Raw genomic sequence first — 13,891 nt, forward strand, 5'->3', positions numbered from 1 at the left:
GAAAGGAGAACATAGATGAATAGACGCGTTCTTTTTGGGATGTTTGTCGCTCTATTAATCTTACTTACCTCGGTTAATATCTATGCTACACACACGGCATCGAATGACGATTTGCAGGAAGACATGCACGAGTTGGAAGTGAAATACGAAGAGATTATGGAAGAAAAAACTGAATTAAAAGAGACGTTACAAGCACAGGAACCTGCTGACATTCAAGCGAGATATGACGCTTTAGTGAAGCAGGTTTCTACGTTTGTAGAGGTTGCTTTTAAACAGGATAAAAGAACCTATCAAGAAAGGAAAAAAGAAGCACACAAGGTGATGAGCGAAGATTTAGCTGCAACCTTCTTTCCTGCAGAGACCTATAAAGGAGACAGGAAAACGGAGGTGGATGAAGTAGAAATATTCATCAAAACAGGTAATCTCACAAACAATCAAGCTAGCGTATTAGTTAAGTTTAAACACGCGCTCTATTCTTTGCAGAGCGATCAAAAACAGGTGTCTCCTGTGTTTCTCAGAATAAATGTTCATAGAGAAGAAGGGCACTGGATGATAACAGATTTTCAAGACGTAGAAGAGGAGGGATATACATGAAAAAACAAACGAAACACATTACGGAAGGGACCACGAATAAATATCTTATTGGATTAAGCGTCGTGGCAATGGCGCTTCTTTTTTTCTTATTTTCTGGTTTTATATTTGGTGATGAAGAGCAGAGTGAAGTTCAACAAACGCCTGTCAATGAACCTCTGAACTTACAAGGAGCAGGAGAACTGATCATTAAGGACTGGGTTTATAATCCAACGAAAAAGCTGATGGTTGTCACCATAAATATCAATAAATCAACAGTTTTATTAGATGAATCGTTGAGCTTTACGGCTCAGGAAAAAGAGCATCCAAAACGCAATCTTCCAACGCACGTAGAGTACAACGACGAAAACAGATATGTCATTAGTATCAAACAGGTAAGTCCTTCCTTTGATGCCATGGCCTTAGATGTTAACAAAGAAGAAACCACTAGGCTACTTACTGAAAAGAATGATCAAAATTCCCTGAAAGGGGGTGAGGAAAAGAAAGAGCTGGCACGTATTTATACAGATCAACGTAAAGTGAAAATGGACAAACAATTAATCATTTTAACGGAGCAGGAATATGAAGTAGCTGCTGTATCTGAAGAGATCGAAGAGGCGAAAGAAACAATGAAAGAGAAGAAGGAAAGTATTCAAACGATCAATGAACGAATCAAAGATATTGATCAAAAAATCGTTGAATTAGAATCAGAGCTTCTTTACGAAACGGAGGAAGAGAAAAAACAAACAGAGGCTAGAATTCAACACCTAGAAAATGAAAAAGATCAGATCAATCAAGAGGCGGCTGAACATGAACTAACTATCCAAACCATCGTTGAAAAAGTTGAGATGTTGGAAGAGAAACGGGAGATGATTTCGAACTAAAAAGGAGTGTAGGTTGTGAAAAAGGTCAACACGCGGACCACACATCTCCTGTGCAGGGGCCACACATCACGGTGAATACACGAATGAACGTTCCTATTTTAGCCGCACAGCGACCGCACATCTGGAGATTTTCTTGTTCCCTCGTTTTGCCCGGCTCTGCCGGGATTCACACGCCAAGTGGGAACAAAAACCCCTTATGCTCTTCTCTTTATTCACTAGTTTTAGGAACTTCATCAAAGGGAGTGATGGTAATGGAAGTGAGAATTCGCTATATGGATCCAAAAACTGTTCAACGAATTGACGAACTTGCGTATGAAAAAGGATTAAGTCGGCAAGAGTTTTTACATTCTCAGTTACATCAATTGGCTGTCTTTCGAGAAGAGAATAATCGTGAACAAAGGCTGCAGCAATTAGTCGATCGAAACATTCAAACGATGGCTCATTGTTATACAGCCATTAGAGAAATGAACGATCTCTTACAGATAGAAGAACCAGGTGAAGAAGCATGAGTGAAACCGTAACGCCTGGAGTAGTATTAAAAACAAAATTCGTGACAGCCAATAAGAAAGGGTTTCAAGATTATGTGCAATACGTGGACCGTGAAGAAGCGAAAGGAAAGGGGGATGCTCATCGGTCCATGTTTAGTTTATATAATCACTATATGGACGATCCGGATAAAACATCGGCTTTGTTTACTCAACAGTCAGATCACTTATCTATAGAAGGAAAACAGGGAATCAAATCATTATTCGAACAAGCTCAAAAGAAGAACAGTATCATGTGGCAAGATGTCATTACTTTTGATAATGATTGGCTCCAAAAACGAGGTGTTTACGATTCAAAGACACACACCATAGATGAAGATGCTTTGAAGCAAGTGACACGGAAATCGATGCAGTCGATGATGAAAAAAGAGAGATTACAAGAGAGTGCTGTTTGGTCGGCGGCCATTCACTATAACACGGATAACATTCACATTCATGTGGCCACAGTCGAACCCAACCCGACTCGTGATCGTGGAAAACGAAAGCCGAAAACGTTAGACGCGATGAAAAGTGAAGTGGTGAATGGATTGTTAGATCGAACCCAAGAACGAAATCAAATTAACTCGTTGATCCGTGATCATATGGTAAATACAAAGAAAGAGAATAGCAGTATGAAATGGAGCAATAGAGAGATGAAACCTTTTTTACTCGACGTGTATAATCACTTGCCAGAGGATAAGCGACAGTGGCAGTATGGCTATCAAACGCTGAATCCTCTTCGACCAAAAATTGATGAATTAACCACAAAGTATTTAGATAAGTATCATGGCAAAGATATGAAGCAGCTGCATGAAAAATTGGATCAAGAAGTGAATGAATTAAAGCGTGCCTATGGGGATGGACCGAAGGATAAAAAGCGATATCAACATTACAAACAAAACAAGTTGGATGATCTATATAAACGAATGGGCAATGCTTTCTTACAGGAAATGAAACGGTACGATCACCAGCAGTATCCTAGACAAACGACCCACACCAATGCCCCTTATAAGTCCATGCCTTCAGGGATTCAATTGCAACGTTCCTTGAGAAGCATTCAACGTTCGTTGGGGCAAACGTATGACCAGTTTATCAATGACTTGGATCATCAAAAGTTAGAACGAGAAATCGAAACAGAAAGGTAGGGGTACTTGAATGAGAAAACGTCAAAATGTCACGTTGCATGAAGAGACAATTGCGTTAATTAAAGAGTATCAGGAACAGCACCATATACGTTATCCAGGTGAAGCTTTGGATCGTATGATTGAGGAATGGGAAGCACAGAATGCGAAGGAACAATCACAAGAATATCTCATGAGTTTGATGGCTCAACGTTTTCAAGACGTGTTTTCTGAAGAGATGAAACGGTTGCGGTTAGCAGCCAATCGAAACGATAAAAATACACAGGTCCTTCTTGAATTAATGAATGGTTTTGCGATGGATCAGAACTTAGAAAGTTGTGTTACGACACCAATTTTTGAGAGCCCAGCGATGAAGGATGCAAAACAAGCGGTGGAAGAAAGGATCAGTCATCAGCGTCAAAAGAGAATAAGTGCCGGAGAGACTCAACCAGCTTCAAGCTAATGGTATGAATTAGTAATTATCCAACAAAGGAGTGGAAGGAATGCTTATGTTTAATAGCGATTATGAAGTTGGTGTGTTTAAGCGTTTAAGTGAAAATAATGAGCTGGTGATGGAGGTGGGCCAGGAGAAATATACCTTAACGTTGAGTGATCAGGAAATGGTTGATCTTGAACAGCATTTAGTGAATCAAGAGAACTTACTCATTCCTTTTCATAAGAAAACAAAGGAACTGATATTAAATACAGAATCTAATTACGATGAGGAAGAAATGGAAGAACTCATGAACATTAGTGAGGGAGCTGAGGATCATGGCGAAGACTAAACGATCCTATAAACAGAAATCACCGGAAAAGGTTAAAGAGGAGATTAATCGACTGACGGAGGGGATGGAAAAAAGTATTTCTAACCACTTTCATTCACCCGAACAAATGAAAGAGTATCTAGACTTTATGGGAAAATTCCATCGGTATTCTCCACGTAATACAGCACTCATTGATTCACAGTTTCCGGGAGCTGAAGCTGTAGGTTCCTACGCCTTCTGGAAAGACAAAGGGTTTTCCGTAAACAAAGGAGAGAAAAGTCTAAAGGTTCTCGTGCCTAATCGTTTAGGTCAGCAGTTTCAAGATGAAGAAGGCGAATGGAAACCTTTGAAATATGCCACAAAAAAAGAAAAGCAACAAGTCAAAGACGGTCAACTCGATAAAAGAGATGGCCGTCTTGTTTATTCTACTGGAAGTGTGTTCGATGTTTCGCAGACAACGGCCACTCAAAAAGATCTGCCTCAAATCTTTCCTAACAAATGGATCGATGGGGAGGTTCAAAATTACAATCAGCTTCGACAAGGGATGGAGGCTATTGCAGAGCGAAATAACATTCACATTGTAGAGCCTTATGAAGAGTTAGGGGTAGCTAAAGGTGTAAGTTACACCGGGCGAGATGAAGTCGCTCTTAATCCGCGTAACTCCGAGCGACAAGATACAAAGACTCTGTTACATGAACTAACTCATGCCAAGCTTCATACAAAAGAAAAAATGAATGACTACACCAAACCGGAGAAGGAATTTCAGGCGGAAATGACAGCTTACACGGTTGCTTCTTATTTCAATATTGATACCAGTGACTACTCATTAGATTATCTGCATCACTGGACCAAGGATCACGAATTTAAAGACCATGAGAGCCTATTACAGGAAGTTCAGTTAACAGCTAAAGAATTTATTACAACCATTGAAGAATCTATGGGCCAAGAAAAGGAAGGGGAGAAAACAATGAGTGTTAAAGAACCAAAACATGAAATAGAAGAGGAGAAACAAGAAAGAGAGACTTTGCCTTCAGAAAAGCTTCGGGAAATGTACCGAAGCCAAGTAAGCAAGGCTGAAAAGGATAGCGGGCCATTTGGTAAGGAAGAAAAGGTCGAAGAGGAATATTCTCATCAAGACTTCAAAGATGCTTATAAAAAAGAGCTCATGAACTTTATTGAACCAACAGTTGGAAAAGAACTGGACAAAGAAGAAAGTAACGACCGACAAGAACGTTTAAATCAGATGCGTGCTTATCAAGAGACTCACAGTAAGGAAGAGGTGTACCAGCTTAAGAAAGAATCTCTTCAAGAATTAAAAGAACTGCCTTTAACGGATCGTGGAGAGCAGCGACTATCTCAAATCGAAAGTAAGTTGGACCGAGAGTTCTATGAAGAAAAAGAAAGCATCACTTCGGAAAAAAAGAATGGAAAGGGGAATAAGGAGGATTTTCAGCAGAAGGAAAAGCCAAAAGAAAAAGTAGAGGTTGAACGATAGGCAGGGAGTTTTCTCCCTGTCTTTTTTTATATCTAATTTTAGAGAGGAGGAAGTGCTGCATGGCTAAACATGTAAGCGCGGACCAAGTGGAGGTTGCACGTAATGTGGATCTAATAGACTATCTTGAGCGTAAAGGGGAGCCATTAAAGAAAGAGGGAAGATACTACCGGCATCAAGTGCATGATAGCTTAGTTATTAAAGACCAATTGTATGCCTGGAACTCTAGAGACGAAAAAGGGGCTGGAGTCATTAACTTTGCGAAAATGTTTTATGGCATGAGCTTTCCGGAAGCTGTTCTGGATCTGAATGCGCAAGGTTATAAAGTGAAAGACAATGTCCAAGAGCAAAAACCTAAGGCGCCTTATCAATATCCCTCTCATTATGAAGTGAACGATAAGACAAAAGCTAAAGATTATCTTACGAAAGAACGGAAGATTCATCCTAGGATTGTTGATTGGCTTGATAATAAAGATTTAATCGCCCAGGACAAGCTCGGGAATGTAGTGTTTAAGTGGAAGCAGCAAGGAGAGATCGTTGGTGCAGATAGACAAGGTACTTCTCCAATGAAAGATGGGAGAATATTCAAAGGGATTGATAGGGACAGCCATGGTTCAGCTGGGTTCTCAGTTGATATAGGTAAACCTAATTCTATTTATCTTTTTGAAAGCCCGATTGATGCGTTATCCTATTGGAGTATAAAGAGAGAAAAGCTGCAGAACACTCGGTTAGTTTCCATGTCTGGGCTTAAGCGCCAGACGATGATAAATGAGATTAAACGAATGGGGAAGGAAGGTCATAAGGTGAATCACATAACTTTTTGTACAGATAATGATAAGGCAGGGACGGAATTTGCTAATAAATATCAGAATTTATTAGCAAACAGTTTATCCCATATAGATATTTCTAAAAAGAAAGATTGGAATGAGGATTTAAAGAATAGGTTAGAACAATTCAAGCATGTTAAACATCCCTACTTCTCAAGAGGGAGTTGAGTTGAAAATAGTTACAATATGTACTTGTTTAACAGAGAGCAACCGTCACATGGTAAGTTACTTTTGAAGGATAAAAAGGTATTTCATGGTCGGTTGTTTAAACTTTCTTTTATAGTTGAAAAAACAACCATTCTAGCCAGCCACCAGGTGGGCATAGAATGGTTGTTAATTAATAAAAATATTGAGTTTCACCTTTGTTTGCATGGAGTGTATAACTATTTATATACTCATACAGGGAGTTCAGGAGTATAAGGTTTAATCGCTTCGGAGATTTTTTTCTTATCTTCTTGATTTGAGGGCCTCTTTAATAAATTTATTATTAACTTTCTATACTCTCCTTTTTGTAAGCCAAATTTGGGAGATATTTTGTCGGATAATTCCTTAAAATTAAATCTTTTCAATATATCTTCATATTCACTAACACCTAAAAATAAATCTTCTTTTTCCTTGAAGATTGAATCTATATTCTCTTTTGAAAACTTGTTTTCGATCTTAAGTTTCACACCATCACTATCAATTCCGTCTTCTACATTTAGCGTTTTTAATTGGTGATTTATTTCACCTGAGAAAGCTGACAATACCTGTCTTTGTTTAACTCCACTATATATTTGTTTAACAAATTCTTTTATTTCATTAACTACCTTATCATCTTTCCCAAGCTTTTCTTTAACATACTCAAGCATACTTGGCACGATAAATAAATTTTCTACCTCTGCAACATCAAGAGAAAAAATTCCTTCTTTCCTTAAAGAGTCAAGTTGACTCTCAGGTCTAAAATCCCTATCAATAATACCGTACACTTCAAGATAATCAAGTTTTGAGTAACCTTTTTTTGCTTTGACATTGTTAATAACTTGTGCACAACCACCACATGGGATTATGTGGTAATTGGAGTCTTTATAGAGTTCTTGAAATAAGAGATAATCAAGACTATCTTTATTTCCCTCAACAAATACTATTTTTTTCTGGGTACCTATCATTTCAAATAATAGCCCTTCTGGTAACTCAGAATAGTCTGTCAAAGGTAAGAATTCATAATCCCAATTTTCATTACCATTATAAGATTTAACCCAAAGAACTTCGTTTACACCCCTTGAGACAGCAAAGTCTAAATCATGAGTAATATACATAAAAACACAGTCTTGACGTACTTCCTCAAGCTTATCCCATAGTTTATTTAAAATTGCTTTGTGTATATGAAGTTCAGGCTCATCAATAATTAACAATGAATCTTGTTTTACAGATAAAGCTTGTACTATCATATATAAAATAACTCGCTCACCATCACTCATTTCCTTACCATGGTAACGTTCGTCGTTAAACAATACATGAATTTCATTTCCGGAAAGGTCTAGTTTTCTTTTTGGAAGCAGATAATTCCATATTTCTTGAGCACTTTCTTTTAACGAGGTAATTGGTGGAGGTAATTCTTCATTATTAGCTTGAGCGATTCTACATTCCTCATGATATTCCTCCACTAATTTGTTATTTCTAGCAAAAAATAGTGAAAGAACTTTATCATAGTCATTCAATAATAAAGTTGCCGGGTTTCTTCCATATTTATGTCCAAATTTACTTGAGTGGGGCGCAACAGAACCAACCGTTGCTTCTTGCTCTGCTGAATCCAATCCTTTAATAACTATATTCTCATTTAGAGAAAGTGACTTTTGAGCAGTAATTCGTTGGACTAATAAAGATTCTGAGATACTACTGTTATTAAAAGTTGGATCATTTAATTCTTCAATTTTTACACTTAATCTAGTTTTTCCTGCACCGTTGGCTCCAAGTAATACAATTGGTTTTCCTTGTTCGAATTGTCTTGTCTCGTTATTCGGCAAATTAACGTTAATACACATAATTATCCCCTTAGTCAATATCATTATACCAAGCCTGTTATGCTTCCTTCTTATATCCACTACATAATATTGTAACAAAAATACTCGTAAAATTAGCATAACTACTTTACTTACTTTGGGGTTATATTTGTTCATTGTTTGAACTCCAAAACTAGTAAATTAAAACTTTGTACATTAAAGGCGTAAATGTTTATTTAGGGTTGTTCAATCGTTAAGTAAATATTTTAATTTATTTTGAATCTATTCTATTTTAAATTGTAGTGATAAAAAATGGGATGTATCTCTTAAGAAAATGATAATGAATTCGTGTAAACAGTTTATATTGAATTCTGTTATAATAGTCCTAACAATGTGTTATTTATTAGGGGGATTCCATGGATTATTTTAACTTAAGCTCTAGAGTTGTAATGTTCTCTATTTGCACGTCTCTAGAATATGACTTAAAAAGTTTTATATTAGAAACTGGTGATATTTATTTTACAGAAACTATGGTGAAAAAATCTAAAGATAGGAATAAAAAACTTAATCAAAATGAACCAGAAGAAATTCTAAACGAGTTAGATTTAGGAGATTTTATAGAAATAATCTACCGTAATCCATTTAAGCATAAAATTAATAATGAAAATGCAAATATATTAAGAGAATACTTTTCAAAGATAATCCCTATTAGAAATAGAGTTATGCATACTCGACCTCTCGAATTAGGAGATAGAGCTATTCTGTATGAAGTTTTAGAGGAGATTGAACAAAAACTCCCACTCTTAAGTTGGAATGCAACACTTCGGACAAGGGCACTCCTAAAAACAGACCCCACTAAATTAGTAAATCAGAAATATATGCGTGTTAAAGAATTTGAATCCAACGTTTATCACAATTTACCTGAACCCGAGTTTGATGACACTGGTTATATCGGAAGAAAGAACGAAATTAAAGAGATTAAAAGGCTACTAAAAGATGACAAAAATCATGTAATAACAATAATGGGTAATGGTGGAATAGGAAAAACAGCAATTGCTGTTAAATCATTGTATGATTTGGTAGATGACCCTGAAAATGAATACGATGCTATTTTATGGATATCTTTAAAAACAAGAACTTTGGCCAGAGGTGAATTTACAAAGATTGAGAATTCGATTCAAAGTGTAACTGATTTCTTTTCAAGCGGAGAGAAACTTATAATAAAAGATGAAAACCAAACCCCTGAACAAAATATCGTTAATTTTATGCGAGAGTTCAAAGTTTTACTAGTCCTAGACAACCTTGAAACTATTAATAGTAATCATATTGTACAATTTCTTAAAGAAGTACCCGGCTCATCTAAAGTTCTAATTACTTCGCGGCATGGAATTGGAGAGTTAGAAAATCGCTACAATTTACAAGGTCTAAATCAAAAAGATGCAATAGTTTATTTTAGAGAGCTCGCAAAATTTTATGGAGTTTCCGTTTATAAGAAGCCAGAATCTGAAGTTAAAAAACTAGTTACAGATCACCTTTATTCTAACCCTCTATCTATAAAATGGTTTATTACAGGTATCCATAATGGAATTACAGAGAATGTCTTAATTTCTAATAAAGAGTCCCTTATAGAGTTTTGTATGTCAAATGTTTACGAAAAGCTGTCCGACGATTCTAAAAAAATATTACAGCTATTTTTAGTTGAGAATACTGAATTAAGTTCTGGAGAAATAGATTACTTTATGGGAATAGATAATGTGAAATTAAGAGAATCCATTAACAACCTTCTTACGACAAACATGATTACGATAACATCAGAGAATTTTAAATTAAACGATATGGCCAAAGACTATTTAGCTTTATACCATAGTCCAACAAATGATTTCTTTATGAACACATTAAAAAAGCGTAAACATTTAAATAATATGATACAACAAATAAAAGTTCAGAATGAAATGGATCCATTTAACCCTAAATCCTTATATAAAAACTCCGAAGATAGAAACCATAAACTTTCTTCTTATTATTTGTCAAAGGCCTTAGAAAGTAGTTCAAAGCAAGAGTGGGAAGATGCTTTTGCTCTCATTCATAAAGCTGAAAATATTACACCGGACTATTTTGAAGTGTACAAAATAAAAGCATTTATTCAGGCTGAAAAAAGAGATCTCTTTAATGCATTAACAAGCTATGAGATTGCGCTAGACAAATGTGAAAATGACTTTGAAAAATCAACAGTTTTATACTTATATAGTGTTTTTAATACCATAAAATTATCTGATTTAGAGAAAGCATTTTCCTTAATAGAGGAAGCAGAAAGTTATTATCCAGATAATTTAAAGATATTATTAGAAAAGTCACGAGTACTGATGTACCAAGGACTCTTTCATGAATCGGAGGACATTCTTAAAAATGTTGATTCGAGAAAAGATGAGTTGGATCTCCAATCAGAAAATATATTTGTTTCAAGGTATGCAGACCTTCAAAGACGTAAGGCTGAACATATTAAAACGAGAGATGTTGAGAAAAAATTAGACTTATTAAAAAAAGGGATTAATATAATTGAAACAGTAGACCGTATTGATACCAAATCTTATGTCACAATGGCAAAAATCTTAAAAGAATTATCATTCCTTTACTTTGATAAGAATTCTATGGAGTTTCTTTTTGCTACTTTAGAAAAACACTTTAGTTCATTGAAATCTAATAAATCACATGACTTAAAGAAGATGAAAGAAATACTTATTTCCCACAGGCATGAAATTCCAAACAATTTATATCTTTCTCTAAAGAAATATGTTTATGACTACACTGTCGATGCTAAAGAGATTTACAATAAGAACGAAGGTATTGTAGTTTTTATAAAAGAACATTTTGGATTTATCGCAAATGCTCACAATAGAAGTATTTATTTTAATGTTAATAACATTGAAGAAGGCACATCAGTGGGAGATAAGGTTAAGTTTTCCACATATAGGAATCCAAAAGGTATAGCTGCCAAAAATATTAAATTAATTAGATAAGCACTTAGAGGGTTTAATGAAAAGTTCCGACAAGTATAAATCTCTTAAAATATTTCACTTATTCTAATAAAAGGGCGATTCCTAGAGACCAAAACCTAATAATGATGTGTTTTATAGAAATGTTTATCAGTTGTAATCGAACTTAACAAAATAGACATTTTGTTAGATTCGGTTTATCGAAGGTGATTCTTAGAGTACCAAGGGGTCACCTTCTTTTTTGGTACAATGTTCACAAAGCAATTTAACATTTTGATTGGTTTTGTTATATTTAATTGTACATATTGGTTATAAAGGAGGGTGTTCATGACCCATGTATCAGAAGGAGCCAATACGGTGGATCCGATTCGGGACAAAGCTGATATTCAACAAATGAAAGAAGTGTTGTTGCATCAATCGTATCGAAATTACTTTTTATTTGTGTTTGGCATCAATTCTGGTTTACGCATTAGTGATATGATCGAATTGAAAGTCCTAGATGTTCGGGATAGTGATTATCTCAAGGTCCGGGAACGTAAAACAAACAATATTCGGCGCATAAAAATGACCAGGGCTTTAAAAAATGAGATTGATAAATACATAAGTTCAAGGGCGGATTCCGATTATTTGTTTCCCTCCCGAAAAGGGCAACGACCGATTAGCAGGGTACAGGCGTGGAAGATCATTCATGATGCAGCTAAACAAGTTGGAATTAACGATGCGATCGGAACCCATACGTTACGGAAAACCTTTGGTTATCACTTTTATCAAAAAAATAAGGACGTGGCCATGTTGCAGCAAATATTCGGCCATTCATCACCTTCCATCACCTTGCGTTATATTGGCATTAGTGATGATATGATCGATCAGGCATTAGATGATTTTTCACTTTAACTAAGGAAGAAAAGAGAATTTGAAGAAGAAAGGGGAATTGGAATGTTAAGAAATGAATCATTTGATACTAAAGACGAGATTATACAGAATTTGAAAAACGTAGCTCCGTCGATATTTTCAGAAGGTAAAGTAGATATGGAAAAGCTTAAAGCATTGTTAGGAGAAGAAGTGGAAAGCGGGAAAGAGAAGTTTAGGCTTTCATGGATGGGGAAATCAGAAGCTATTAAATCTATAAATATCCCTAGTAAAGGAACCTTGAGACCTAATACAAAAAAATCACTTACTAATGGAGTGGAAAAAGAAAATTCAATTATAGAGGGTGACAACCTAGAGGTATTAAAGCTTCTACAAAAATCGTACTACGGAAAAGTAAAAATGATATACATAGATCCGCCATATAATCGTGAAGAAGATTTTATATATAATGATGATTTTTCGCAGACTTTAGATGCGTATCTTAAATACACTGACCAAGTAGATAATGAAGGCCAAGCAGTTTCTAGTGAGCAAGAAAAAGAAGGACGCAAACATTCCAATTGGTTAAGTTTAATGTATCCCAGATTATTTTTAGCTAGGAACCTTTTAAAGAAAGACGGAGTAATTTTTATATCAATTGATGATAAAGAAAGGAAAAACCTTGAATTCATAATGGACGAAATATTTGGAGAGGAAAATAAATTAGGAGTTATAGTATGGAAGAAAAAAACAAATGGAAACAACATGGGATATATACCACCTGTACATGATTACATATTATGTTATGCAAAAAATGCATCAGAGGACTGTTTGCTAGGGTTTCCCTTGTCTAAAGAGTATGTAAATAAAAATTACGCTAATCCTGATAATGATCCGCAGGGAGAGTGGAAAACATCTGATTTGTCAGCAAATCATGAAGGTCCGTACTTCCCCATAACTAATCCTAATAATGGAGAGGTTCATTATCCTCCTAGGGGAAGATACTGGGTATTTAACGAAGAAGAAGTTAAAAAAAGGATTAAAGACGGAAGAATTATATTTGGAAAATCAGGAAAAGCAAGTCCGGTACAAAAAGTTTATCTTAAGGACCGAAAGAGTTTAAGGAAAAAAGCAGAATCTTGGTGGGATAAACATGGAATGAATGAAGATGGAACAGCTGAGTTAAGTGAATTAATTGGTACGAAAGTATTTGACCATCCCAAACCAACAACTTTAATTAAGCATTTATGTGAAATTGCTACTAAAGAAAACGATTTGATTTTAGACTTTTTTGCTGGATCTGGAACTACGGCCCATTCTGTATTAGATTTAAATAAAAAGGATAATGGAAAACGTAAGTTTATTTTAGTTCAGCTCCCTGAACCTATTGCACATGATAAATTTCAAAACATTGCCGAGCTCACAAGAGAACGTATTATACAAGCTGCTAAACAGATTGACGTTAACCCTAATTTTAAATATTTTAATTTAGACAGTAGCAACTTCAGAGATTGGAACTATGATCTGCAATCAGAAGAAGATGTGAGGCGACAAATGGAGCTATGGAAAGATCCTTTTAAAGAAGGGCGAACTGAGGAAGATTTGCTTTATGAAGTGTTATTGAAAGCCGGGTTTACGTTAACAGCTGATATAAAGAAACATGAGGTAAGAAAAAGCTTTTTTTATGAGGTTATAGAGAATGATCAGCATATTCTCATTTATTTAGGTGAAGAACTGTCGGAGAGTCTAATTAATGTTATGAGAGAAATTTATGCGAATCAGGTGTTCTTCCTCGATGAAGCCTTTGATTCGGATGATCAAAAAAAGAACATACAACTTCAATGGGAGGAAGAAGGCGTGGCCTTCCGTTCTATTTAGGGGGGTG

General features: G+C 35.5%; 12 protein-coding genes. 11 read left to right on the forward strand and 1 reads right to left on the reverse strand.

Going from position 1 to position 13,891, the window contains the following annotated elements; translation table 11 throughout:
- Positions 1 to 15: 15 nt before the first annotated feature.
- From BMZ58_RS18955 to BMZ58_RS18990, 8 genes are all read left to right on the forward strand, one after another.
- Positions 16 to 594 (forward strand): hypothetical protein, encoded by a 579-nt coding sequence (locus tag BMZ58_RS18955; RefSeq protein WP_075038107.1) that lies wholly within the window; start codon positions 16 to 18, stop codon positions 592 to 594.
- Entirely contained in the window at positions 591 to 1,454 is an 864-nt protein-coding gene (locus tag BMZ58_RS18960; protein ID WP_075038108.1) for a hypothetical protein, read from the forward strand. Before BMZ58_RS18955 ends, BMZ58_RS18960 begins: the two co-directional genes overlap by 4 nt.
- 251 nt (positions 1,455 to 1,705) lie before the next feature.
- Entirely contained in the window at positions 1,706 to 1,963 is a 258-nt protein-coding gene (locus tag BMZ58_RS18965; protein WP_075038109.1) for a hypothetical protein, read from the forward strand.
- Positions 1,960 to 3,123, forward strand: a complete 1,164-nt coding sequence (gene mobP2, locus BMZ58_RS18970; protein WP_075038110.1) for a MobP2 family relaxase — start codon at positions 1,960 to 1,962, stop codon at positions 3,121 to 3,123. Before BMZ58_RS18965 ends, mobP2 begins: the two co-directional genes overlap by 4 nt.
- Before the next feature lie 10 nt (positions 3,124 to 3,133).
- Positions 3,134 to 3,562 (forward strand): hypothetical protein, encoded by a 429-nt coding sequence (locus BMZ58_RS18975; RefSeq protein WP_075038111.1) that lies wholly within the window; start codon positions 3,134 to 3,136, stop codon positions 3,560 to 3,562.
- 40 nt (positions 3,563 to 3,602) lie between these two features.
- The gene (locus tag BMZ58_RS18980) at positions 3,603 to 3,884 is read left to right on the forward strand and encodes a hypothetical protein (RefSeq protein ID WP_075038112.1); all 282 of its coding nucleotides are present in this window, start codon (positions 3,603 to 3,605) and stop codon (positions 3,882 to 3,884) included.
- The gene (locus tag BMZ58_RS18985; protein ID WP_075038113.1) at positions 3,871 to 5,358 is read left to right on the forward strand and encodes an ImmA/IrrE family metallo-endopeptidase; all 1,488 of its coding nucleotides are present in this window, start codon (positions 3,871 to 3,873) and stop codon (positions 5,356 to 5,358) included. The genes BMZ58_RS18980 and BMZ58_RS18985 overlap by 14 nt, the downstream gene beginning before the upstream one ends.
- Before the next feature lie 59 nt (positions 5,359 to 5,417).
- The gene (locus tag BMZ58_RS18990; RefSeq protein WP_075038114.1) at positions 5,418 to 6,350 is read left to right on the forward strand and encodes a toprim domain-containing protein; all 933 of its coding nucleotides are present in this window, start codon (positions 5,418 to 5,420) and stop codon (positions 6,348 to 6,350) included.
- A gap of 227 nt (positions 6,351 to 6,577) precedes the next feature.
- On the opposite strand, the gene BMZ58_RS18995 is transcribed toward BMZ58_RS18990, so the two are convergent.
- Positions 6,578 to 8,341 carry a DUF4435 domain-containing protein gene (locus BMZ58_RS18995; protein WP_075038115.1) on the reverse strand — a complete coding sequence of 588 codons (1,764 nt, stop codon included), beginning with the start codon at positions 8,339 to 8,341 and terminating at the stop codon, positions 6,578 to 6,580.
- Positions 8,342 to 8,580: 239 nt separating this feature from the next.
- Here BMZ58_RS18995 and BMZ58_RS19000 point away from each other — a divergent pair, with 239 nt between their 5' ends.
- The 3 genes from BMZ58_RS19000 (at position 8,581) to BMZ58_RS19010 (ending at position 13,884) form a co-directional block, all read left to right on the forward strand.
- Positions 8,581 to 11,181: an NB-ARC domain-containing protein gene (locus BMZ58_RS19000; RefSeq protein ID WP_075038116.1), complete on the forward strand. Its 2,601-nt coding sequence runs from the start codon at positions 8,581 to 8,583 to the stop codon at positions 11,179 to 11,181.
- A 303-nt stretch (positions 11,182 to 11,484) separates the two neighbouring features.
- Entirely contained in the window at positions 11,485 to 12,051 is a 567-nt protein-coding gene (locus BMZ58_RS19005; protein ID WP_075038117.1) for a site-specific integrase, read from the forward strand.
- 42 nt (positions 12,052 to 12,093) lie between these two features.
- Positions 12,094 to 13,884: a site-specific DNA-methyltransferase gene (locus BMZ58_RS19010; protein WP_075038118.1), complete on the forward strand. Its 1,791-nt coding sequence runs from the start codon at positions 12,094 to 12,096 to the stop codon at positions 13,882 to 13,884.
- The last annotated feature ends 7 nt before the right edge of the window (positions 13,885 to 13,891 follow it).

It is taken from the genome of Halobacillus dabanensis (genome assembly GCF_900114165.1).
Classification (GTDB): domain Bacteria; phylum Bacillota; class Bacilli; order Bacillales; family Halobacillaceae; genus Halobacillus; species Halobacillus dabanensis.

Bases quoted from the DNA above. Each gene is read 5' to 3' on its own strand.
- BMZ58_RS18995 (WP_075038115.1), bottom strand. From the start codon at position 8,341: ATGAACAAATATAACCCCAAAGTAAGTAAAGTAGTTATGCTAATTTTA.
- BMZ58_RS18960 (WP_075038108.1), top strand. From the start codon at position 591: ATGAAAAAACAAACGAAACACATTACGGAAGGGACCACGAATAAATAT.
- BMZ58_RS19005 (WP_075038117.1), top strand. From the start codon at position 11,485: ATGACCCATGTATCAGAAGGAGCCAATACGGTGGATCCGATTCGGGAC.
- BMZ58_RS18955 (WP_075038107.1), top strand. From the start codon at position 16: ATGAATAGACGCGTTCTTTTTGGGATGTTTGTCGCTCTATTAATCTTA.
- BMZ58_RS19000 (WP_075038116.1), top strand. From the start codon at position 8,581: ATGGATTATTTTAACTTAAGCTCTAGAGTTGTAATGTTCTCTATTTGC.
- BMZ58_RS18980 (WP_075038112.1), top strand. From the start codon at position 3,603: ATGCTTATGTTTAATAGCGATTATGAAGTTGGTGTGTTTAAGCGTTTA.
- mobP2 (WP_075038110.1), top strand. From the start codon at position 1,960: ATGAGTGAAACCGTAACGCCTGGAGTAGTATTAAAAACAAAATTCGTG.
- BMZ58_RS18965 (WP_075038109.1), top strand. From the start codon at position 1,706: ATGGAAGTGAGAATTCGCTATATGGATCCAAAAACTGTTCAACGAATT.
- BMZ58_RS18975 (WP_075038111.1), top strand. From the start codon at position 3,134: ATGAGAAAACGTCAAAATGTCACGTTGCATGAAGAGACAATTGCGTTA.
- BMZ58_RS19010 (WP_075038118.1), top strand. From the start codon at position 12,094: ATGTTAAGAAATGAATCATTTGATACTAAAGACGAGATTATACAGAAT.
- BMZ58_RS18985 (WP_075038113.1), top strand. From the start codon at position 3,871: ATGGCGAAGACTAAACGATCCTATAAACAGAAATCACCGGAAAAGGTT.
- BMZ58_RS18990 (WP_075038114.1), top strand. From the start codon at position 5,418: ATGGCTAAACATGTAAGCGCGGACCAAGTGGAGGTTGCACGTAATGTG.